This is a genomic window from Pseudomonas sp. KK4 (genome assembly GCF_001984065.1).
Taxonomy (GTDB): domain Bacteria; phylum Pseudomonadota; class Gammaproteobacteria; order Pseudomonadales; family Pseudomonadaceae; genus Aquipseudomonas.
Genome location: NZ_LYVP01000010.1, coordinates 65975 through 88580 on the forward strand (window position 1 = coordinate 65975; position 22606 = coordinate 88580).

Annotated in this window: 17 protein-coding genes; 10 read left to right on the top strand and 7 right to left on the bottom strand. The window is 59.2% G+C overall.

The features are described from left to right. Positions 1-209 precede the first annotated feature (209 nt). A complete protein-coding gene (locus B0W55_RS06255) occupies positions 210-2564 on the top strand; it encodes an ELM1/GtrOC1 family putative glycosyltransferase (protein WP_077045139.1) in 2355 nt (784 codons plus the stop codon). 91 nt (positions 2565-2655) lie between these two features. On the opposite strand, the gene B0W55_RS06260 is transcribed toward B0W55_RS06255, so the two are convergent. The 5 genes from B0W55_RS06260 to B0W55_RS06280 all read right to left on the bottom strand — a co-directional run bounded on the left by B0W55_RS06260 (position 2656) and on the right by B0W55_RS06280 (position 9628). Beyond that, positions 2656-4593 carry an LTA synthase family protein gene (locus B0W55_RS06260; protein ID WP_077045140.1) on the bottom strand — a complete coding sequence of 646 codons (1938 nt, stop codon included), beginning with the start codon at positions 4591-4593 and terminating at the stop codon, positions 2656-2658. 186 nt (positions 4594-4779) lie between these two features. Next, a complete protein-coding gene (locus tag B0W55_RS06265) occupies positions 4780-5085 on the bottom strand; it encodes a hypothetical protein (RefSeq protein WP_077045141.1) in 306 nt (101 codons plus the stop codon). Positions 5086-5408: 323 nt separating this feature from the next. Continuing rightward, positions 5409-7514, bottom strand: a complete 2106-nt coding sequence (locus B0W55_RS06270) for a bifunctional diguanylate cyclase/phosphodiesterase (protein WP_077045142.1) — start codon at positions 7512-7514, stop codon at positions 5409-5411. Between the two features lie 9 nt (positions 7515-7523). Further along, on the bottom strand, positions 7524-7913 hold the full coding sequence (locus B0W55_RS06275; protein WP_077045143.1) for a response regulator: 390 nt from the start codon (positions 7911-7913) through the stop codon (positions 7524-7526). Next, positions 7898-9628: a PAS domain-containing sensor histidine kinase gene (locus B0W55_RS06280; protein ID WP_077045144.1), complete on the bottom strand. Its 1731-nt coding sequence runs from the start codon at positions 9626-9628 to the stop codon at positions 7898-7900. The genes B0W55_RS06275 and B0W55_RS06280 overlap by 16 nt, the downstream gene beginning before the upstream one ends. A 220-nt stretch (positions 9629-9848) precedes the next feature. Between B0W55_RS06280 and B0W55_RS06285 the strand changes: the two genes are divergently transcribed. The 4 genes from B0W55_RS06285 to B0W55_RS06300 all read left to right on the top strand — a co-directional run bounded on the left by B0W55_RS06285 (position 9849) and on the right by B0W55_RS06300 (position 14716). After that, positions 9849-10667, top strand: coding sequence for a DUF1206 domain-containing protein (locus B0W55_RS06285; RefSeq protein WP_077045145.1), 819 nt, complete (start codon positions 9849-9851; stop codon positions 10665-10667). Positions 10668-10782: 115 nt separating this feature from the next. Continuing rightward, entirely contained in the window at positions 10783-12957 is a 2175-nt protein-coding gene (gene glgX, locus B0W55_RS06290; RefSeq protein WP_077045146.1) for a glycogen debranching protein GlgX, read from the top strand. Positions 12958-13032: 75 nt separating this feature from the next. Beyond that, the gene (locus B0W55_RS30730; RefSeq protein WP_175645474.1) at positions 13033-13170 is read left to right on the top strand and encodes a hypothetical protein; all 138 of its coding nucleotides are present in this window, start codon (positions 13033-13035) and stop codon (positions 13168-13170) included. Positions 13171-13699: 529 nt separating this feature from the next. Next, entirely contained in the window at positions 13700-14716 is a 1017-nt protein-coding gene (locus tag B0W55_RS06300) for a GlxA family transcriptional regulator (RefSeq protein WP_077045148.1), read from the top strand. 178 nt (positions 14717-14894) lie between these two features. On the opposite strand, the gene B0W55_RS06305 is transcribed toward B0W55_RS06300, so the two are convergent. Next, positions 14895-16235, bottom strand: a complete 1341-nt coding sequence (locus B0W55_RS06305) for an MFS transporter (protein ID WP_077045149.1) — start codon at positions 16233-16235, stop codon at positions 14895-14897. Positions 16236-16427: 192 nt separating this feature from the next. Beyond that, positions 16428-17639, bottom strand: a complete 1212-nt coding sequence (locus B0W55_RS06310; RefSeq protein ID WP_077045150.1) for a M24 family metallopeptidase — start codon at positions 17637-17639, stop codon at positions 16428-16430. A gap of 559 nt (positions 17640-18198) precedes the next feature. Here B0W55_RS06310 and B0W55_RS06315 point away from each other — a divergent pair. The 5 genes from B0W55_RS06315 (at position 18199) to B0W55_RS06335 (ending at position 22572) form a co-directional block, all read left to right on the top strand. Next, positions 18199-18609 carry a cupin domain-containing protein gene (locus B0W55_RS06315; RefSeq protein WP_077045151.1) on the top strand — a complete coding sequence of 137 codons (411 nt, stop codon included), beginning with the start codon at positions 18199-18201 and terminating at the stop codon, positions 18607-18609. Positions 18610-18712: 103 nt separating this feature from the next. Beyond that, entirely contained in the window at positions 18713-19642 is a 930-nt protein-coding gene (gene pcaQ, locus B0W55_RS06320) for a pca operon transcription factor PcaQ (protein ID WP_077045152.1), read from the top strand. A 126-nt stretch (positions 19643-19768) separates the two neighbouring features. After that, the gene (gene pcaH / locus B0W55_RS06325; RefSeq protein WP_077045153.1) at positions 19769-20488 is read left to right on the top strand and encodes a protocatechuate 3,4-dioxygenase subunit beta; all 720 of its coding nucleotides are present in this window, start codon (positions 19769-19771) and stop codon (positions 20486-20488) included. Between the two features lie 12 nt (positions 20489-20500). After that, positions 20501-21103 (top strand): protocatechuate 3,4-dioxygenase subunit alpha, encoded by a 603-nt coding sequence (pcaG, locus tag B0W55_RS06330; RefSeq protein ID WP_077045154.1) that lies wholly within the window; start codon positions 20501-20503, stop codon positions 21101-21103. Positions 21104-21288: 185 nt separating this feature from the next. Then, complete coding sequence (locus tag B0W55_RS06335) at positions 21289-22572, top strand: OprD family porin (RefSeq protein WP_083743163.1); 1284 nt, start codon at positions 21289-21291, stop codon at positions 22570-22572. The last annotated feature ends 34 nt before the right edge of the window (positions 22573-22606 follow it).

The following is a 22606-nucleotide window of genomic DNA, read 5'->3' on the forward strand; positions in this document are numbered from 1 at the left end:
TTCCCGGCTCCCAAGTCAAGGATCTGAACCAGCGGCGCCCTGCATGAAGTGAGGGCGTAGTTGGTAGACTAGATCAATCACTACACTCGGCTAATATTTCGACGCCCGCCCATCGCCTCGATTGATTCGATATCGCGGGCAAATTTTATTCTCGACGCCTCGCATATTCGCTCTATGCTTTTGAAAATCATTTTCTGGAGGAAATGCTCATGCGCTTGGAGGACTCAATACAGTCATCCTCAAGCATTGATACCCGTGGCCCCGTCGCCGAAGCGAGCGTCGGGGAACAGGTAGCGATTCCCCGCATCGAGCCGATAGTCCTGCCAGCGCGGGCCGGTGCACCCCAGGCACCTGCGGTGCGCATATTCCTGGGTACCGAGCCTGCGCAGTATCGAGCCGAACGAATTTTTGTCTTTGCGCTGGAGCAAGTGCGAAACCCGGATCGCCGGTACGAGATTTACCGGATGACAGGCTTGCCCGGATTCGACCAGACCGGCTGGCGTACCGGTTTCACCAATTATCGCTTCGCTATCCCGGACCTCGCCGGGCGCCACGGTCGCGCGCTGTATAACGACGTCGATCAACTCTACACAGCCGACCCGGCCGAGCTGTTCGACCAACCGATGGGAGAGCATGGCTATCTGGCCCTTGCGCCCAGAGAAACGGCCGTCATGCTCATCGACTGCGAGCGGATGCAGCGCTGCTGGAACATGAAAGCCGCGACCACGACCAGTAAGAAAAAACTGCATGCGCTGGCGGCAGACATCCCGGGCAACTTCGGAATACTCGATGCCATCTGGCACGCCCGAGACCTGGAATACAAACACGGCGAGTCCCGGTTGCTGCACTACACGACACTGCATCTGCAGCCCTGGAGACCGTTGCCGGCCCAGTACAGCTATCAGATCCATCCCTTCGCGGAAATTTTTCTCAGCCTTGAGCAAGCGGCAGACGCCAGCGGATATGAGCTCTACACGGCCGCCCGGCCCAGCCCGGGGTTTGCCCACTGCAAAAGTGAAGTCAGCCCGCCGCCGGCGCTGATCCCGCAGGACGTCATGTTGCGCAGCCGTGACCTGCAATGTGCGCAGTTCGGCTTGATCGGGCCATGGCAGCAAACCCAGGCACTTGGCCCCACCGTCAGGCAGTTGGATGTCGAACAACTGCGCCAGGTGGATTTACCGCCGCAGGATGCCATTGCAGCCCATGGCCTGGAAAAGCTGCCTCTGGAAGATTTGCCCTGGGTCATCGATCGGCTGTTCAGTCTGGCGACCCGATTGCTTTACATCAAGGCAAGGCTCAGTGCCGATGGTTCAATGATCAGCACTGTTACGGGATGGCGCCGGCTGCTGCGACGCATCGCACGGCGTTATCCGGACCGTTGCTGGCAACTCGATTGCGTGGATGAAAAGGGTCGGACCCAGCGCTTCGTCGCGGACTATGCGCTGCGGCTCAAGTCAGCCCAAACCCCCAAAGTATGGGTGCTGTTGAGCAAGCATGCAGGTGACAACGCGCAGTTGATCGCCATGGCTGATGCGTTGGGCTGGCCTTACGAGTGCAAACGCATCACCACCCCGCCACGTCCTTATTTGCTCGACGCCTTGCTCGGAACTCTATGGCCCAGACGACCAATACCTGGCCTGGAGGCACCCTGGCCAGACCTGGTGTTCAGTTCGGGACGACGCAGCGCCCAGATCGCCCACTGGATCAAGCATCGCTCCAGAGGCGCGACACAACTGGTCCACGTAGGGCGTGCCCAACTCCCCCTGAGGCGATTCGACCTGGTCTTGTCCACGCCGCAATACGGGCTTGCCCTGGCGGACAATGTTGTGGACCTCCCTGCCCCGTACATGGCCCCGCGCACGCTGGATCAGGCGCAACTGGAACAATGGCGGCAGCGCTTCGCGTCACTGCCGCGGCCCTGGATCGCCGTGCTGGTGGGGGCAAGCGCCTCACCCTATTGCATGGACGCCGATGCACAGGCTCGGCTCGGCCGTGAAGCGAATGCCGCGGTAAAAGCCCTGGGTGGCTCGATTCTGTTATCGACCAGTCCGCGCTCATCTGCGACGACCACCGATACGTTACTGGCTGGCGTAGACATTCCATGCTGGTCATATCGATTCGGTGAGACGCAGGACAATCCTTATCCTGCATTTCTCGCCCTGGCCGATGGTTTTATCGTCACCGGCGACAGCCTTTCAATGCTCACAGAGGCCTGCATGACCGGACGACCGGTGGCAGTGTTTACGCTGCCCATCCAGCGCAACGGCAAAGCCCGACTGCGCCATGCACTGGAACAGCGGCTGGGGGTCATCGATCGGACAACGGGGGTGCGTGGCACGCCCAAGCAGCAGGAGGGTTTCAGCCGGTTCTATTTCAAACTCGTGTCTGGGGGGTTGATAAGGCGCGAACGGCAATTCGAGCAGGCGCATATCGCACTGGGCGTGATGCCCTTGGCAGAGGGCCCCCTGCAGCCGCCGATGCTGTCTCCAGCCATGCTGCAAAGCGCCCGCGAACGCGCCATCAACGCCATTCGCGACTTGATAATCGGTGAGCGCCCGGCATGATTCTGATTGAGCGTGATCGAGTGTACTGAGAAGTCTGCGCATCAACCCCCGCGCCCATTGATGGGGCGGCGGGGGTGATCGGTGCCCCGAGCTATTGGCCGGTAACGCCTTTACTTGCAGGCCAATTCAACAGGTGGTGGGTGAAACCATAACTCGCTGCCTGATAGTAGGTAATGGCTCGTGTAACCAGCGGGTCGTCAAGCTTGACTGTCACCTCATGGCTGGCCCCCAGCGCATCATCATGACGTCGCAACATCCCTCGGGGGCTGAGAATCGCCAGGTCCTTGCCATCGAACAGGCCCAGGTGCTGGTAATTGCCGACCACCACCCGCGGCGGCAGGCCGGACGGCTCAAGCATATTGCGACCGAAGAACGTCGATTCATAATTGAGATTCAACAACCCAAGCAGGGTTGGAGCCAGGTCGATCTGGCTCGCAAGCTGGCCGTCCTCGCGCGCAGGAATGAGCTTGGGCGCATAGATGAACAAAGGGATCTGATAGTTACGAATCGGAAGATCTTCTTTACCCGCGCTGCCGGCGGTGTGATCAGCGACAAAGACGAAAATGGTGTCGTCGAACCATGCTTTCTTGCGGGCGGCTTCAAGAAATTTGCCGATGGCATAGTCCGTGTACTTCACGGCACCGTCGCGTCCGTCACCGGATGCAATGTCGATCCTGCCTTCAGGATAGGTGTAGGGGCGATGATTGGAGGTCGTCATCAGTTGCAGCAGGAAGGGTTTTTGATTGGCAAAGTTCGCGTCTGCCAGCTTCAGCGTTTGCTGGTAGAGGTCTTCATCAGCCATGCCCCAGGCATTTTTGAAGTGGATCTCGGCTTCGTCGACACTGCTCTGATCCACGACCCGATAACCGTTGCCGCTGAAGAATGCATTCATGTTGTCAAAGTAGCCACGGCCGCCGTACACAAACACGCTGTCGTAACCGACGTGGCTCAGCTGTTGGCCCAGGCTGGCGAAACCACTTTCACGGCCAATCCGTTTGACAATGGAGCGTCCCGGCGTCGGCGGGATAGACAGCGTAATGGCTTCCAGGCCACGGTCCGTGCGGGTACCGGTGGCATAGAAATTGTTGAAATACAGACTCTCCTTGCGCAACTGATCGAGGTTGGGCGTCAGGTTGTCGGGGTTGCCATTGCTGCCCATGTACTTGGCGCTGAAGCTTTCGATAGTCACCAGAATAATGTTGTGACGCCGGGTCTGGTCACGCTGGGTCACGGTGCGGCGGACATCGAGCGAATCCTTTTGGATAAATTGCACGTCCCTTTCTGCCAGCTCCTGGTGGATGTGCCGGGCAACCACATCATTGGGCAACGTGCCGTAGAACTGGTCGTAGTCCAGCTCGTTATTGCGAAAGGCGGCGAAGAACTGATAGGGACCATTACTGGCCAGCTCATGTTGATAGGTATTGCCGCCCTTGCCCCGCGGAGTGTCCTGGTCAACAACCAACAGAACACCCAGGCTCAGCCCAACAATCACCCCGATACTCAGCAAGCGCTGGCGCCAGGACGGTAACGGGGCGCCGATCACCCGCTGCAGCGGTTTGTGCAGAGCGATGCACATGACAATGGCGATCGCCGCCAGTGCCCCCAGCAATTTACCGATGGGGTATGACTCCAGGATGTTGTTCAACACCTCGTCGGAATACACCAGGTAGTCCACGGCAATGAAGTTGAAGCGCACGCCGAATTCGTCCCAGAACAGCCATTCGGCAACGGCTGTGAACAACATGACGAAAACGCTGAGCGTCAGGAGCCCCTGCAAAAACCAGCGGTGCCCACGCGAACGCCATAGCGCCGGGGGGCACAACAGCACATACAGGCTCATCGGCAATGCGGCGTACAGCAAAAAGCTCAGGTCGTATAAGAGGCCCACCCCAAAGATCGACGCAAAAGCAGTACCCGACTCTGAAAGATGAGTGACCAGCAACACCAGGCGGGTGAGGAAAAAAATCACCAGCCACAGGCCTGTGATCATCAATAGGAAACGCAGAGGGGCTGAAGCGGGCAAACGCATTGATAACTCCTTGTTGTGCTCCCCTTCCGATTGGGAATTGCAGTGCCGATCAGGGCGACGAGTCATCAGCATTCGGACATTCCTGTCTTCAAATGCACGGCGTTATGACTCTCTTTGGAGGGGACGGTAAATCTACCGGATGATTTGGCAAAATTTCGTCAAAACGATAGGACGCGCGGGTGATCGTCAGGATCGGTCGTCGACGTAACGCTGAACCAGTTGCATGCCGGCAATCGGCAACCCTATCCCCGTGACGCACAGGGTCAGGATCAGGCTGTCAATGCCAAACGCAATCAACGCTCCACCCACGAATGTGACAGGCAGCAGGGGGAAAAACACAATGCAGATGACCAGCGCGTGGGCACCCAGGATACGTTTCAATCGGCCCTTGGCGTTGAAAATGCAGACCATCCAAAACAACGCCCAGAATGCAATGGTCATCAAGTAAAGGGCCAAGTGGAACAGATCCCCTATCATTCCATAACCGTGCATGTGCATAAATCCTTGTTGTTTCTATTATTTTTGCTCTCACCCACTAGCGTAGCGGATTATGCGCAGTGTCGCTTCGCCAGCTATCGCAACCGCTGAAAAGCCCCCGGCAATCGTTCCAATGTCGGTGCGCTGGGCGATGACGACATCGCCAGCGCCAATGCGTACCTTGGGCCGAAGTTGTCGTTTTGAATGGATTGCCTCTGTCACGCGTACTGATGACCTTATTGCCCAGACGTCCCGACAACAGGTTTCGCCCGTCAAACATGTTCCTGGCAAAGGGTGTCCCGCGGCAGCCGGCGTCGTCAGCTTCGTGGTACTGACCGCTAACGTCGCTGGCGCAGAAACTCCTCCAGCTCTCTGATGGGCAGCGGCCGACTGAACAGGTAGCCCTGCGCTTGATCGCAGCCGTTTGCCGTGAGGAATGCCAGTTGTTCAGGTGTCTCCACGCCTTCGGCTATCACCTGCAGGTTGAGGCTGTGTGCCAATTCAATGATGGTTTTGGCGATGGCCGCGTCCTGAGGGTTGCTGGTCACTTCGCGAATGAAGGCGATATCAATTTTGAGCTTGTCGATCGCAAATCGTCGCAGGTACGCAAGGCTCGAATAACCGGTGCCGAAGTCGTCGATGGACACCTTGACCCCCATTTGTCGCAGGGTTTTCAAGCTGGCAATGGTGTGCGCAGTGTTCTCCATCAGCGAGCCTTCGGTCAGTTCAATCTCCAGCCAGTGCGGATCGATCTGATGCTCGATCAGCGCCTGCTGCATCGTGGCAATCAGATCGCCCTCGATGATCTGCTCTCCAGCGACGTTGACCGCTACCTGGCAGAGTTGCTGCCCTGAGCGCTGCCATTCGGCGATTTGCCGGCACACTTGGGTGATCACCCATTCGCCGACAAGAGTGATCAGCCCCAGGCTTTCCAGCATTGGGACGAAGACAGTGGGAGAGACGTTGGCCTGACCGGGCCGAGGCCAGCGCAACAGGGCTTCGAGTCCACACACTCGACCGTCCGCCAGGCTGATCTTGGGCTGGTAGAACAACTCGAATGCCTGCTGTTTCACGGCATCGCGCAAGGCGGTTTCCATGGCTTGACGCGCCGACACCTCCTCATTCATTTGCGCCGTGTAAAAACAATAGGTATCCCGGCCTTTCTTTTTCGCCCGGTGCATGGCGGTGTTCGCGTGTTTGATCAATGCGTGTGCATCGCTGCCGTCACTGGGGTACAGAGCAATGCCGATACTGGCGGTCATCGCGGTTGAGTGAGCACCCAGTTCAAAAGGCTCGCGCAGCTTTTCACGTATGCGCTCCACGGTTTGCAGAGGATTGGCCTGCCCCTGGCGAATCATCAGGATCAGTGCAAATTCATCACCGTCCATGCGCCCCAATGTGTCACTGACGTTGAGGCAGCCAGCCAATCGCAGGCCCAGTTCGGTCAGCATCTGATCGCCCATCAGATGCCCCCATGTCTCATTGACGTTATTGAAACCATCCAGATCAACGGTCACCACCGCCAGTTGCCAGTGACTGAGCAATGCCTGGGTCAGCCCCATTTGCAGTGTCGTGAAAAACAGATTGCGATTGGGCAGGCCGGTCAACGTGTCGTAATGGGCCATCTTCAGCAGGCGCTGATCGGTTTCCTTGCGAAGGGAAATGTCCCGCGCGATGCCGACGATAATCCACTCGTCACCGGCCTTGTACGCCTCGCGGTGCACTTCGACCGGGATGTAACTGCCATCCTTGCAATGGATGCGTGTTTCCGTCGGGTCGCTTGGGCCGCTGCCGGCGATGATCTGGTCATACATGAGTTCCAACTGCTCGATGGACTCGTCGCTGAGCTCGGCGGGGGATTTGTTCATCAGTTCTTCGGCGGTATAGCCCATCACCTGGCTGGCGCGCCGGTTGAACTCGATCAGTCGCATGCTTTTGCGGTTTACCAGAAATATCGCATCGCTGGAGGCATCCATGGCCAAGCGAAATCGCTCGAGGTCAATGGTGCGTTGTTGCAGTTGCTCTTCCAGCACCAGGCTGTGGCTTTTCAGATAATCGCCAAAGGCCTTGAGCCTCAGCAGATTGCGCACGCGCAACCACAATTCGGCGCTTTCCACCGGTTTGTTGAGGAAATCCTCGGCACCCGCCTCCAGCCCCGAAATGCGGGCGCTGTGCTCACCCAGGGCGGAAAGCATGATGATCGGGATGTTCGCCAGGCTTTTGTCGGACTTGAGCAGACGGGCAACTTCATACCCGTCCATGCCGGGCATCATGATGTCGAGCAGAATCAAGTCTGGCGGTTGTTGCTCGACGATTTCGAGCGCCTCCTCTCCCGAACTCGCAGTCAACGTGCGATACCCCTGATCTTCCAGGAGCACTGTCAACAGTTTGCGCACGAGGGGATCGTCGTCGACTATCAGCAGCATTGCGGGGGTGATGGACATACGCAGAACTCAAGTAGAGGGCTGTTGAGGCAGATCGTTTTGCAGCAATGTGTCGATGACCCGATAGAGTTCCTTGTAGCGCAGCGGTTTGATGATGTAGGCGTTGCAGCCGGCCAGACGTGTTTTCTCTTCGTCTTCCTTCATGGCCATGGCAGTGAGCGCAATCACCGGAATCGTCGCGGTCAGCGCATCACTCTTGAGCAACGAGGTGGCCTTCAGACCATCCATTCCCGGCAACTGGATATCCATCAGGATCAACGCAGGCTGAAGCTCGCGAGCAAGCTTCAGGCCAGTTTCTGCATCAGCCGCGCAAATGACGCTGTGACCGACACTGGTGAGCAACAGCCGGGCCAGACGCATATTGGCAGCGTTATCTTCGACGATCAGGATTTCAGCCACGGCGCCTCCACAAGGGTCGAATGACGGATGGGCAACCACGCCACGAATCGAGCGCCCGCGCCCTCAAGGCTGGCCACCGCGACGCTGCCGCCATGGAGTTCGGTCAACTGCTTGACCATCGCCAGGCCCAGGCCGGTGCCCTCGAATTTGCGTGCCAGGCTGCTGTCGATCTGACTGAATGCCTTGAACAACTTGTCCATGCTGTTTTCGGCAATGCCGATGCCCGTGTCACTGACACTCAACTCCAGAAACTGCTCGAAGTCGCTCTGCGGCACCGGGAAACCCTGCACCGGCCAGTCCCCCGCCAGCGTCCCGACTTCGTCACGCGACACCTGACGCACCGCAAGCGTCACCACGCCGCCCGGTGCGCTGAACTTCACGGCGTTGGCGAGCAGGTTGTAGACGATCTGTTTAGTCTTGCGCAGATCGAGCTCAAAGCTGCCCAGATCAGCCTCTGCGTCGAGTTTCAACTGAATGTGTTGCAGTGCGGCTTTCTCACGCACGATCAACAAACTGTTGCTCAGCAAGCTTTGCAGTTCGACGGGCTCCAGCTCCAGCTCCATCATCCCCGCCTCGACTTTTGACAGATCGAGGATGTCGTTGATGAGTGAGAGCAAATGTTGGCCACTGTTGAAAATATCGCTGATGTACTCGCGTTGGGTGTCGGTCATGTCACCCACCATGCCGTCCTTGAGCGCTTCGGAAAAACCGATCACCGCATTGAGCGGCGTGCGCAATTCATGGGACATGGTGGCGAGAAACTCGGACTTCATGTGGCTGGCATGTTCGAGCTCGATATTCTTCTCTTCCAGGGTCCGCTCGAAGCGCTTGCGCTCGGTCACATCCCGAGCGGCGGCGAACACACCTTGCAGCTTGCGATCACGGTCGTGAAAGGTTGCCGCGTTATAGGACACGACGGTTTCGGTGCCGTTGTAGGCGCGCACGGTGAGTTCGTAATCGCTGACTTTGTTTTCACTGAGCACACGCTTGATGGCCGCGTCGGCGCGGGCCGGGTCGGTGAAGAAATTCTTGCACGGCGCACCGATCAACTCGTCCCGCGTGCGCCCGGTGAGCGCCATCATCTGTTTGTTGACGTCGGAAATGATCCCCTGCGGATCCGTCATCATCAGCGCGTCGATGTTCGACTCGATCAATGAGCGGGTATAGAACTGCTGATCGCGCAGGCGCTGATCCAGCAAGGCCTGCGCCGCTTCTTCCTGCTTGCGGGCGGTGTTGTCCGTGCCGATCAGCAGATAGCCGATGATGGTTTCGCTGCTGTCGCGCAACGAGGTCACCGAGACCATCGCCGACAGCCGGCTGCCATCCTTGCGGATGTAGGTCAGTTCATAGATATCTTCAATACCCCGGGAGGCTTTGAATACCAGGGCCTCGAAACCCGGCGTGATCGGCGTCTTGAGCTCCTGGCTCAGTGCGGCTGCGCGGGTGATCAATTCAGCGGAGTCGGAAATGTCCGCCGGGGTGATTTTGTTGATCACGTCTTCAGACAGGTACCCGAGCATGCGCTCTGCACCGACATTGAAGATCTGGATAACGCCTTTTTCGTCGGTAGCGATACTGGAAAAGTACGCACTGTTGAAAATTGCATCCTGGAGGGCACCGGTCTTGAGCATCGATTGCTGCCGGCGAAACTCGACAAGCTTCTCGGCACGAGACTGGGGCTTGCTGAACGGAGGGCCTGTAGACGGAGTATCCATATATTCGTTTCCCGTTAACTCGCGAACCTGACCGTGATGACGGTGCCGTAAAGCGTGCTTACGGAAATCGCCCGAATGGGCGACTAGAGGTAGTTACACCATAGCAGAGTGCTTTGCATTGAAGGGGATTGCGAGGCATCCCCGCTTCTTCACCCCCTTGATCGAACCCCTCCCCAAGCTACAGGTCTGCTCCTTTATAGCTTCTGAGGGGATACACCCAATGTCCACGCAACACACGCTTGTCGTTCTCGCCCGCTGCGGCTATGCCGCTCGGGGTGTTCTGTACCTGATCATCGGGATCTTCGCCCTGCTGGCCGCCCAAGACTCGACCAAACCCAAGGACAGTCACAAAAGCCTTGAGGCGCTGTTGAGCCAGCCTTTCGGTCATGTCCTGGTCGGGCTGGTGGTGGCGGGCCTGCTCGCCTTCGCCGGATGGCGAATATTGCAAGCGACTCGGGATGTCGACCATCACGGCACGACACTCAAGGGGGTGGTGATTCGTGCCGGTTTGCTGGCAGGCGGGTTGGTCAATGGCGCTCTGGCGTTCTTCGCTTTGGGCCTGCTCATCAGTGGCGTCAGAAGCTCGGGTCATTCCTCAGGCGGGCAAACGAAGGATCTGCTGGCGGATCTTTTATCCTGGGAGCACTCGAACTTGTTGATCTATCTGATGGCGCTGGTCCCGTTCGGCGTGGGTCTGGCTCACATCATCAAGGGCTGGCGGGCCTCGTTCGAGAAGTACCTGGAGGCTGACGAAGAAGTGATGCGCTGCATACGCCCGGTGTCACGGTTTGGCCTGATCGCCCGTGGCGTGGTGTTTATCGAGATCGCGATATTGCTGACGTTGAGTGGTTCGCGCTACCAGGCCGCCGATCCGCCCGGCATGAAAGAAGCCCTCGATGCGCTGCAGAACCTGCCCGCCGGCGCCTTGATCCTGATGGTCATGGCCCTGGGGTTGATCGCCTTTGCAACTTACAGCTTTTGCGAAGCGGCCTGGCGCAAGATCAACATGGATGTGCCGGGCGTAGCGAGTTCGTATTAACGCCCACTCGCCTGCAAATTTCCTGAACTGTTGCACGCCGACAGCTTCTACCGTGTGACCGATTTGGTCCGCCACGGGGTGAACACATCCCTCATCTTCTCCGGAGTGCCTGATCATGATCGATCAACCAACGAGCGATACCGCATCGAGCCAGGATCGTCCCGCCAGCCGCCTCAACGAAGGCCTGCCTTATCCATTGGGCGCCACATGGGATGGCTCGGGGGTCAATTTCGCGATTTTTTCTGCCAACGCCACCAAAGTGGAGTTGTGCCTGTTCGACGCCGACGGCAAGGAAGAAATCGAGCGCATTGCCCTGCCCGAATTCACCAATGAAATCTGGCACGGTTACCTGCCCGATGCACGGCCTGGCACCCTGTACGGTTACAGGGTGCACGGCCCGTACGATCCGGCCAACGGCCATCGCTTCAATCCCAACAAGTTGCTCATCGACCCCTACGCCAAGCAGATTTCCGGTGAGTTGCAATGGGACGACGCGCTGTTTGGCTATACCGTCGGCCATGAGGACGGCGACCTCTCGTTCGATGAACGCGACAGTGCGCCGTTCATGCCGCGCTGCCGGGTCATCGACCCGGCGTTCACCTGGGGCGACACGGCCAAGCCGAACGTGCCCTGGGAAAACACGGTGTTCTACGAGACCCATGTGCGCGGTTTCACCATGCGCCATCCCTCGGTACGAGAGTCTGAACGCGGCACCTACGCCGCTTTCCATCAGAACGACGTGGTCGAATACATCCGCTCGCTGGGGGTGACGTCCGTCGAGTTCATGCCGGTGCATTACTTCCTCGATGACAACCATCTGCTGGAAAAAGGGCTGCGCAACTACTGGGGCTACAACACCCTGGGGTTTTTCGCGCCGCATGCGCGCTACATGGCCGGGCAGTCCATCGGCGAGTTCAAGATCATGGTCTCGCGCTTTCACAAGGCCGGGCTCGAGGTGATCCTGGACGTGGTGTACAACCACACCGCCGAAGGCAACGAGATGGGCCCTACCCTGTCGCTCAAAGGCATCGACAACGCCAGTTATTACCGCCTGATGCCGGACAATGCGCGCTATTACATCAATGATACGGGTACGGGCAACACGCTCAACATGAGCCATCCGTGCGTCTTGCAAATGGTGACCGACTCCCTGCGTTACTGGAGTTCGGAGATGGGCGTGGACGGCTTCCGGTTCGACCTGGCGACCATCCTGGGCCGCGAGCCTGAGGGGTTCAGCGAGGGCGGCGGTTTCCTCGATGCCTGTCGTCAAGACCCGGTGCTGGCCAAGGTCAAGCTCATCGCCGAACCATGGGACTGCGGCCCCGGCGGTTATCAGGTCGGCAATTTCCCGCCGGGCTGGATGGAATGGAACGACAAGTTCAGGGACATTTCCCGTGCCTTCTGGAAAGGTGATGACGAGATGCTCGGCGACTTCGCCAAGATATTCTTGGGGTCCGGTGAGCAGTTCAATCGCCGGGGCCGCAAACCGGCGTCATCGGTCAACTTCATCACCGCCCATGATGGCTTCACCCTGAACGACCTGGTGTCCTACAACGAGAAACACAACGAGGCCAATGGCGAAGACAATCGGGACGGCCACTCTGACAATCGGTCCTGGAACTGCGGTGTCGAAGGGCCCACCGAGGACCCGGCGATCATCGACCTGCGCTATCGGCAGATGCGCAATCTGTTGGCCACGCTGTTCCTGTCCCAAGGCACGCCCATGCTGCTGGCGGGCGACGAGTTCGCCCGCACCCAGGGCGGCAGCAACAATGCCTACTGCCAGGACAGTGAGATCGGCTGGGTCGACTGGAACATCAGTGAGAAAAGCGCTGAGCTGCAGGAGTTTGTCCGCTACCTGATCGAAGTGCGCAACCGCCACCCGCTGCTTCGTCGCAACCGTTTCTTCACCGGAGAGTACGACGAATCCCTGGGCGCCAAGGACGTCAGCTGGCTTCAGCCTGGCGGCGGCGAAATGTCCACCGAACAGTGGCAGGACGGCAACAGTCGCTGCATGGGCATCCTGCTGGACGGCCGAACCCAGACCAGCGGCATCCGCCGCGAAGGGGTCGATCATTCACTGCTCATCATCGTCAACGCCCACCACGACGTCGTCGGCTTCAAACTGCCCGAAGTACCGCAGGGCCGACACTGGATACTGCAGCTGGACACCAACCAAACCGACATCGAACCCGGCGAGACCTTCGCCTTCGGTGACGAGTACCAGGTCACCGGCCGTTCGATGCTGATGTTCGAGTTGAAAAAGCCGTCTGATAAAAAGCGTAAGTGAGGGGTGTCGGCACCGCAGGCAATCTGCGGTGCTGCCAGCATCGGCCTTCGACACAGATCCCCTGTAGGAGCGAGCATGCTCGCGATGGACGTCAACGATAACGCGGGCAACCTGATTGAACGCGTTGCCCCGGCATTCATCGCGAGCAGAGCTCGCTCCTACAGGGGATTTGTGGTGTACACCGCATCGGCGTTCGACCCAGATCAACTGTAGGAGCGAGCTTGCTCGCGATGGAGGTCAACGATAACGCGGGCTGCCTGATTGAACGCGTTGTCTGGGCATTCATCGCGAGCAAGCTCGCTCCTACAGGGGATGTGTGGTGTACACAGCATCGCGTTCGACCCAGATCAACTGTAGGAGCGAGCTTGCTCGCGATGGACGTCAACGATAACGCTGGCTGCTTGAATAAACGCGTCGCTCGGGCATTCATCGCGAGCATGCTCGCTCCTACAGGGGATGTGTGGTGTACACAGCATCGGCGTTCGACCCAGATCAATTGTAGGAGCGAGCTTGCTCGCGATGGAGGCCAACGATAACGCGGGCGGCCTGAATAAACGCGTCGCTCGGACCAGGCCGATCGCATATTCCGTTGGGAGATATCGCGATTGAAGGTACTCGAGGGGTTCGGTGTAAGATCCAATGGCCCGCAAACCGGGGCGACTACCCGATAACAAGAGGACTGGCCCGGTGCACAGGCTTGCTGCCGAGCACGTCACATGAATGCAGTCGAGGAGCGGTGACGATGGCGAAACTCCAGGGGGCGAAAGCCGCTGCGGGACGTTCGGTGAAAGAGCAGCGGCCGGTGAAGACCGTCGGCTTTCTGGTCATCCCCAACTTTACGACCATCGGTTTCGCCTCGGCGGTGGAAACCCTGCGCATGGCCAATATGGCGGCGCGCGAGCCAATGTTCCGCACAGTGATCATCGGCACCAGCCTGGACCCGGTCACCGCCAGCAATGGCATGCGCATTCTGCCGGATCACACCATCGACGATGCGCCCCGGCTCGACATGCTGTTCGTCGTCGGCTCCAACCCGATCGTCTCCAATCACGGCAGCCGTCCGCTGCTCAACTGGTTGCGCAAGTTGGCCCACGACCAGTTGCCGCTGGGTGGTATCTGCACCGGCAGCCACCTGTTGGCCCGTGCCGATTTGCTCAAGGGTTACCGCTGTACGATTCACTGGGAGGACATCGAGGCGTTGAAGGAGCGTTTCCCCGGTATCATCATTTCCAACCAACTGTTCGAACTCGACCGCGATCGCTACACCTGCTCCGGTGGCGTGGCATCGATGGACATGACCCTGCAACTGATCGCCCGCGAGCCCGGTGGACGGGACATCGCTGCCCATGCGGCCGAGTTGTTGCTGTGTGATCGTGCCCGGGGTGCTCAGGAGCAACAGCGGGTGCCCTTGCGGCAAAAGCTGGGCACTTCGCAGCCCAAACTCAGCCAGATGGTGGCAATCATGGAAGCCAACCTCGAGGAGCCCATAGGACTGGAAGAACTCGCCCGATTGAACGAGGTGTCGGTGCGCCACCTTGAACGGCTGTTCCATAAACACCTGCAACGCACACCGAGCCAGTACTACCTGGAACTGCGCCTGTCCCGGGCGCGGCAACTGTTGTTGAGCAGCGAATCGCAAGTACGCGACGTCGCCCTCGCCTGCGGCTTTGTCTCCGCGGCGCACTTCTCCAAATGCTACAGCCGGTTTTTCGGTGTATCGCCCATTGGCGAGCGCAGGCAGGTGGCGGCTGCGCATTGAGCGGGTGGGAACGGGTGATGGTGAGTGGCATTCAGTATTGAGAGTGGCTGTGATGGCCTCTTCGCGAGCAAGCCCGCTCCCACATTGGGTGCAGGTGAACACGAAATGGGTGTCCACCGAAGACCCAGTGTGGGAGCGGGCTTGCTCGCGAAGGCGTCCTCAAGTACGCCTTGATCCGTCAGTCCTGCAACGCCTTATGCGCCGTTTCCCGACTCGCCAGCATGGCAACCAGTGCCACCGCCGCTGCCGCCAACAGATACCAGGCCGGGGCCATCTTGTTGCCCGTCAGTTGAATCAGCCAGGTGGCGATAAAGGGCGCCGTACCGCCGAACACCGCGTTGGCGATGTTGAAACTGAAGGCAAAGCCACTGAAGCGCACGCGGGTGGGGAATATCTCGGCGAGGAAACACGGCAATGTCCCGTCGTTCATCGCCAGGATGGCGCCGAAGGCGATCTGGATCATCAGAATCACGATCAGCGGCTGGTTCTCCAACCACCCGAACAACGGGAAGGTCAGCGCGAGAAACAGCAGTGACGCGGTCAGCAGCATCGTCTTGCGCCCGAACCGGTCCGACAGCGTGCCCATCAGGAAAATCAGGCCGATGTAGGTGGCCAGCGACACCGTCGACGCCAGGAACGAATCGCTCTCGCTCATGCCCATCTCGGTGGACAGGTAGGTCGGCATGTAGCTGAGCAACAGGTAGAACGCCACCGCATTCAGGCACGTGGCACCGATCCCGATCATCACACTGCGCCGGTGTACCGTCAGCAATTCGCGAACCGGGGCATGAGTGGCGCATTCCTTGGCTTCGAGGCGTTTTTCCATCTCCAGGAATTTGGGGGTGTCCTGAAGACTCATGCGGATATAGCGCCCCACCAGCCCGAACGGCGCTGCGAGCAGAAATGGCAGGCGCCAGCCCCAACTGTGCAGGTCCTCGACGCTCATCCACGCATGCAGACCGGCGACAAATACCGCACCGAACAGCAAACCGGCAGCGGTGCTCGCCGGCACGATGCTGGTGTACAGGCCGCGTTTGCCCTCAGGGGCATACTCGGCGAGAAAAGCCGATGCCCCGGCGTACTCACCTGATGCAGAAAACCCCTGGAACAAGCGGATCATCAACAACAGCGCCGGTGCCCAGAGACCGATATGGTTGTAGGTCGGCAGGATGCCGATGCAGAAGGTCGAGATCGACATGATCAGGATCGACCAGGACAACGCACTGCGCCGCCCGTATTTATCGCCGAAATGCCCCCAGACCAATCCTCCCAGCGGGCGGACGATGAAGGACAGCGCGAACACCGCGAAGGTCGCCAGCAACGCGGTGGCCTTGTCGGTCTGCGGAAAAAACGTCAGGGCGATCACCGTGGCCAGATAGCCGTAGGCGGCATAGTCGAACCACTCGACGAAGTTACCCATGAAACTGGCACTGGCCGCGCGGCGCAAGGCCTTGCGTTCGGCGCTCTGTTCAAGGGGTTGCGCCTGGGTCGGTGTCAGGCTTGCGCTTTGGGTGCTCATTGGGCACCTCCGTTGTGAGAGGTGCGGTTATCGAGGTAAAGAGACGGGACGTGGCACATGACAAAACCCTCTATTGTTGTACTTGGCAGGGTTAAGGTTCAGTAGAGGCTGCGCGCTTTTTAGCGTGCATGCGTTGTTTTTTTGCAACGGGTGGAACAAGCGCCGCACAGGCTGGCTGCACGGCGCGGGCGCTTACTTTTTGATGATGTTGTGTTCCGGGCCGTACGGGAATCGGGTGATGTTTTCACCGCCCTGCTCGTTGACGATCAGAATGTCGTGCTCACGGTAACCGCCAGCGCCGGGGAGCCCCTCGGGCAGCATGATCATCGGTTCGATGGACACCACCATCCCCGGCTCGAGCACTGTGTCGATGTCCTCACGCAACTCCAGGCCGGCTTCACGACCGTAGTAATGACTGAGCGTACCGAAGGAGTGACCGTAGCCGAAGGTGCGGTATTGCAGCAGGTCGTGCTCCAGGAAAATCTCGTTCAATTGCAGCGCGATGTCGCAGCAGCGCACGCCCGGCTTGATCAGCTTCAGGCCAGCCTCGTGCACTTTGACGTTCACCTCCCACAGGCGCAGATGCTCATCGGAGCAGTGGTCCAGGAACAGGGTCCGTTCCAGCGCCGTGTAATAGCCGGCGATCATCGGGAAGCAGTTGAGGCTCAGAATGTCGCCCTTGTTGACCTTGCGCGACGTCACCGGGTTATGGGCCCCATCGGTGTTGATGCCGGACTGGAACCAGGTCCAGGTGTCCATCAGTTCGGAGTCGGGAAAGGTGCGGGCAATTTCTCGCACCATCGCCTGCGTGGCGTGCAGGGCCACTTCGTACTCAGGCACTTGGTCACGCAGCGCTTCAACGATGGCCGCCCCACCGATGTCGGCGATACGCGCACCCTGACGAATGATCGCGTGCTCTTCAGCGGACTTGATCATGCGCATGCGCATGCACGGTGCGCCGATATCCACCAGCTCAGCCTGCGGATAGCGGCTGGCGAGTTTGTCGCGATTGAGCAAGTTCAGGTGATCGAACTCGACACCGATGCGGCCGGCCTTGGGCAAGGCTTGCTGGATCGCGACGAAATAGTTGTCGCGCTGCCAGTCGGTGTAGACGATGTTTTCCGTGCCGACCGTGCGGCGCCATGGCTGGCCGCCATCGATGTTGGCGCTGATGGTGACGGCGCTGTCCTGGGTCACCACCAGTGCGTATTGACGACCGAAGGAACAGTACAGAAAGTCACTGTAGTAATTGATGTTGTGATAGGAGGTGAAGACGGCCGCGTCGATATTGTTTTGCGCCAGATAAGCCCGCAGTCTGGCCTGACGGTTGGCGTATTCCTGGGCCGAGAACGTCGGGCCTGCTTTTTCGCCGTTCTTGATCCGGATGGTTTTCGGCATTTGCATGTCATTTACCCCTGTCATTGTTTGAGCTGCAGATGAACCCGATGTGGCGGGCCGCTGGAGATCATTCGAACAGATGCAAACCAGGGTTTTTTGTGCAAATCCGACCTGTAGTTGACCAGATCCGCTGTTTGCGGTCCGGTCTTGATCTGACAGAAAGACGTTCATTCACGAAAAAGCGCATTTTCTCGACAAAAAAAAGGCCCACATGAATGCGGGCCAAAAAAAACCAAACCAAAGCAAGCGGGAGCAAGCCAAACACCGGAATATGCGCACCGACATTCAGCCTTCGCTTGCCGTCATTCTACCCGAGCGTCGGTTCATGAATAATCACCACGACCGATAATGACTATTGAAATCAATGGCCTGGACACCGGTTATGGCTGATTGAAACAGTCGGCTGTCGGTGAGACAGACAGACTGAAGTTGGATCCCTTCTGCGCGCCGGAACAGGCGGCTTTTATTTTTGTTCGAATGCGTATTTAATTGCACTCACGGACGGTCATGCACCGAACGCGGGCGCAGGCCCTTCTCACTTTCTGTTGATAGGTCAGGAGTCATCATGATTCTCAAGCGCGTAGGCTCACAGCCATCGATCAAGGCCCCCGAAGCGTATTTCACCGGCACCGTGCGTATGGACCCGCTCAACAATCCGCCTGAGCCCGCCCGGGTGTCGGTCGTCAGCGTGACGTTCGAGCCTGGTGCACGCAGTGCCTGGCATACCCATCCGTTGGGTCAGACGCTGATCGTCACCGCGGGCTGCGGCTGGACCCAGTGCGAAGGCGAGCCCATCGTGGAGATCCGCGCCGGCGACGTCATCTGGTGCCCGCCCGGCCACAAGCATTGGCACGGTGCGTCGGCGACCACGTCCATGACCCACATCGGGGTTCAGGAGGCGCTGGACGGGGTCAGTGTGGTGTGGATGGAAAAGGTCACCGACGAGCAGTACAACGTCGGGCCCACGGCGCAGTAGGCCGGTGGAGATAGCTCAACAGGCGCAGCGCCTTCGATAGTACGATTGCGGGCATTGTTGCACCGAAAGGTCGAACCCCATCACGCGAAGGCAGCGAACCCGATTGAACATCGATACCCGCATCAAATTCCGTCATCTGCTGTGTTTTCTGGAAGTGGCGCGCCAGGGCAGCCTGGCCCAGGCCTGCGACAAGTTGGCCATCAGCCAGCCTGCCCTGTCCAAGACCCTCAAGGAACTGGAAACTTTGCTCGATGCCAAGCTGTTCGAGCGCAGCAAGAAGGGCTCGACGCTGACGGAAGCCGGCGTGGCCTTTCTGCGCTATGCGGGGCCGAGCGTGCAATCGCTGCGTGATGGGGTCAACAGCTTGCGCTCCGGCGAACATGAACCGGTCGCCGTGCGGTTGGGCGTGCTGTCTACCGTCGAAGGCCTGCTGATTCCGGAGGTGGTCTGCCGCCTGCACGAGCGGCATCCTGCGCTGGCGGTCAGTGTGGTGACCGGGCCCAGTGCCTTTTTGCTGTCGCAACTGCGTGTCGGTGAACTGGACCTGGTGGTCGGCCGAATGACCGACAGTCCATTGATACAAGGGCTGGCGTTCGAACACCTGTACAGCGAATCCATGACGCTGGTGGTCCGCGAAGGCCATCCGCTGCTGGCTGATCCGATGAGAAACAGCCACTTCCAGGACTATCCGGTGGTGCTGCCGCTGGCGGGCACGACCATCCGCAAATTCGCCGATGGCCTGTTTGTGCAGCACGGCATCACCCCTTCGCGGCAATCCCTGGAAACCCTGTCCATCGCCCTGAGTCGGCGTTACGTTCAATGCAGCCAGGCCGTTTGGGTGGCGCCCCTGGACGCGGTCCGCCAGGACTTGAAGCGCGGTGAGCTGGTGGAACTGGAGCTGGGCATGCGTGAACCCGGCGGCTCCGTGGGGCTGTGCACCAACCCGGTGTTGCCGCTGACACCCGGCGCGCAGTGGTGTGTGCAGGCGTTGCGTGAGATCGGGCAAGAGTATCGCGAAGGCAACTATCCATAACCATTTGGATATGCATCAGGCACGTTTTTTCATTTTTTACCTGGCTCGAACAAGAGGACACTGCGTTGCAAGTAGTAGCCTACGCGGCGCTTGTCTCTGACCCACCATAAAAACAGGAAAATCGACATGCCTGATGCGCACAACAGCCGCTTCGTCATTCGTGACCGTAATTGGCATCCAAAAGCCCTGACACCTGACTACAAGACCTCCATCCTGCGCTCCCCGCGCCAGGCGCTGGTGAGTATTCCTCAGTCCGTGTCGGAAACCAGCGGCCCGGATTTTTCCCATCTGAGAATGGGCCAGTACGACAACGACCTGCTGCTGAACTACAACAACGGTGGCTTGCCGATCGGCGAGCGCATCATTCTGGCCGGTCGCGTGTGCGATCAGTACGGCAAGCCGATCCCCAACACCCTGGTGGAAATGTGGCAGGCCAATGCCGGCGGCCGCTACCGGCACAAGAAGGACAGCTACCTGGCCCCGCTCGACCCGAATTTCGGCGGCGTCGGCCGGACCTTGACCGACAGCGACGGCAACTACAGTTTCCGCACCGTCAAGCCAGGCCCGTACCCATGGCGCAACGGCCCCAACGACTGGCGCCCGGCCCACATTCACGTGTCCATCAGCGGCCCGTCGATTGCCACCCGATTGATTACCCAGCTGTATTTCGAAGGTGACCCGTTGATCCCGATGTGCCCGATCGTCAAGTCGATCGCCAATCAGGACGCGGTGCAGAGCCTGATCGCCCGGCTCGACATGAGCATGGCCAATCCGATGGATTGCCTGGCTTATCGCTTTGATATCGTCCTGCGCGGCCAGCGCAAGACTCACTTCGAAAACTGCTGAGGAGGCTTGCACATGCCCGTTCAACTTCTGCCTGAAACCCCGTCGCAAACCGCCGGCCCTTATGTGCACATCGGCCTGGCGCTGGAAGCGGCCGGCAATGAGCCGCGCGAAGAAGAAATCTGGAACCTGATGGCCAGGCCCGGCGCACCGGGCGAGCACATTGTGTTGAAGGGTCAGGTCTATGACGGCAATGGCCAACTGATTCGCGATGCGTTCCTGGAGCTGTGGCAGGCCAATCACCAAGGCGTCTACGACAGCGATTACGACCTGCAAAAGCCTTTCAACAGCTTTGGCCGCACGGCCACCACCGATGGCGGTGAATGGACGGTCAACACGGTCAAGCCAGGCGTGGTGAAAAACGCTGGCGGCGTGCCCATGGCGGCCCACATCAACGTGTCGTTGTTTGCCCGTGGCATCAACATCCACTTGCAGACCCGGTTGTATTTCGACGACGAGCAGGAAGCGAACGCGATTGACCCCGTGTTGAACCTGATCGAACAACCCCATCGCCGCGAGTCGCTGATTGCCAAGCGCTGCACGATTGACGGCAAGCCAGGCTACCGGTTCGACATCCACCTGCAGGGCGCAGCCGAGACCGTGTTCTTCGATTTCTGACACTTGCGCCGAGCCACGATTGCGCGGTGCACCGTCACCGCAAAATCCAGCACATTCATGCAATCGCGGCGTGGAACAATGCGCGACCATGCCCTCGATTTCGAGGGGGTCAATCCATGGTCGCGTCTGATGCGCTTACTGCCGTTCAAAAACAGCGAACAGTCACTGGCTGTCTGCTTGTGTTGATGTGCGCGCCCGGCGCACCCGCCCTGGCGGCCGACGCCGAACAAGCCGTGCAAGGGTTGCGTGACGGGGCGAGCCTTGAGTTGCTGAGCCGCAATTTTTTCCTCAGCAATGACTTTCGCTCCCCCTCGCCTTCGGGCAAGCACTACACCCAGGAATGGGCGCAAGGCTTCATCACACACCTTGAGTCGGGCTTTACCCCCGGCACCCTTGGTGTCGGCTTTGATGCCCATGGTTTTCTGGGTTTGAAGCTGGACGGTGGCAAAGGGCATTCCGGCACGGGATTGTTGCCCCTGGATCAGGACGGGCGCAGCCAGAGCAATTATTCCAGCGCTGGCGGCGCCCTGAAATTGAGAACATCGCGCACGACCCTGGCCTTTGGCGAGATGATGGTGCAAACGCCGGTATTCGACACCGCGGACAAACGCCTGCAACCGGAGTACGCCACCGGCCTGCTGCTCGATAGCCGCGAGATCGAAGATGTGCAGGTACTGGCCGGCCACTTCACGGCATTCAAGAACCAGAATGGCTCGACCGGCAAAGGCGACTTCGACGGCTACGGCGTCAGCACCCGAACCGGTGGTATCGATTTCATTGGCGCCAACCTGTTTGAAAATCGCCCCGTCGGCGGCGCCCTTTATGCCTCGCAACTGAGCGACACCTGGCATCAGTACTACGCCAACCTGCACCTGCAGCAGTCCGGGGTGTCGCTGGACAGCAATGCCTATCACACCCGCGATTATGGCAGCGCAGTGGCGGGCGCCATCGATAACACCGCCTACAGCCTGGCGGGCAAGTACACCGCCGGCGCGCACGGCTTGACCCTCGCCTATCAGAAGATCAACGGCGACACGCCTTTCGACTTTGTCGGCGGCGACTCCATCTACCTGGCCAACTCCATCAAATACGCCGACTTCAACGGTCCTCACGAACGTTCCTGGCAGGCGCGCTATGACCTTGACCTGGCCGCCTTCGGCGTTCCGGGGTTGAAGTTCATGACCCGCTACGTCACCGGGCGGGGTATCAATGGCACCCACGCCCCGCAGGGCGGTGGCTACAACCCTTTCGATCCCTCGGTCGGCGAGTACGTGCCCCAACAAGGCGATGGCGGGCGGCATTGGGAGCGCGACATCGATCTGCGCTATGTCGTGCAGTCAGGACCGGCCAGAAACTTGTCGGTGCAAGTGTCACAGGTGACCCATCGGGCCAATGCCGCGCAAGGCGGCAGTGACATCGACAGGCTCTATATCGTGGTCGAATACCCGATCACGTTTGGCAAGCTTTAGCACGCAACCCGTTCGCGACATGTGCCTGGTCACC

What these genes read in the sequence shown, in the direction of transcription:
- pcaH (WP_077045153.1), top strand. Translation starts at nt 19,769, where the DNA reads ATGCCTGATGCGCACAACAGCCGCTTCGTCATTCGTGACCGTAATTGG.
- glgX (WP_077045146.1), top strand. Translation starts at nt 10,783, where the DNA reads ATGATCGATCAACCAACGAGCGATACCGCATCGAGCCAGGATCGTCCC.
- B0W55_RS06260 (WP_077045140.1), bottom strand. Translation starts at nt 4,593, where the DNA reads ATGCGTTTGCCCGCTTCAGCCCCTCTGCGTTTCCTATTGATGATCACA.
- B0W55_RS06280 (WP_077045144.1), bottom strand. Translation starts at nt 9,628, where the DNA reads ATGGATACTCCGTCTACAGGCCCTCCGTTCAGCAAGCCCCAGTCTCGT.
- B0W55_RS06265 (WP_077045141.1), bottom strand. Translation starts at nt 5,085, where the DNA reads ATGCACGGTTATGGAATGATAGGGGATCTGTTCCACTTGGCCCTTTAC.
- B0W55_RS30730 (WP_175645474.1), top strand. Translation starts at nt 13,033, where the DNA reads ATGCTCGCGATGGACGTCAACGATAACGCGGGCAACCTGATTGAACGC.
- B0W55_RS06310 (WP_077045150.1), bottom strand. Translation starts at nt 17,639, where the DNA reads ATGCAAATGCCGAAAACCATCCGGATCAAGAACGGCGAAAAAGCAGGC.
- B0W55_RS06270 (WP_077045142.1), bottom strand. Translation starts at nt 7,514, where the DNA reads ATGTCCATCACCCCCGCAATGCTGCTGATAGTCGACGACGATCCCCTC.
- B0W55_RS06300 (WP_077045148.1), top strand. Translation starts at nt 13,700, where the DNA reads ATGGCGAAACTCCAGGGGGCGAAAGCCGCTGCGGGACGTTCGGTGAAA.
- B0W55_RS06255 (WP_077045139.1), top strand. Translation starts at nt 210, where the DNA reads ATGCGCTTGGAGGACTCAATACAGTCATCCTCAAGCATTGATACCCGT.
- B0W55_RS06305 (WP_077045149.1), bottom strand. Translation starts at nt 16,235, where the DNA reads ATGAGCACCCAAAGCGCAAGCCTGACACCGACCCAGGCGCAACCCCTT.
- B0W55_RS06315 (WP_077045151.1), top strand. Translation starts at nt 18,199, where the DNA reads ATGATTCTCAAGCGCGTAGGCTCACAGCCATCGATCAAGGCCCCCGAA.
- B0W55_RS06335 (WP_083743163.1), top strand. Translation starts at nt 21,289, where the DNA reads ATGTGCGCGCCCGGCGCACCCGCCCTGGCGGCCGACGCCGAACAAGCC.
- pcaG (WP_077045154.1), top strand. Translation starts at nt 20,501, where the DNA reads ATGCCCGTTCAACTTCTGCCTGAAACCCCGTCGCAAACCGCCGGCCCT.
- B0W55_RS06285 (WP_077045145.1), top strand. Translation starts at nt 9,849, where the DNA reads ATGTCCACGCAACACACGCTTGTCGTTCTCGCCCGCTGCGGCTATGCC.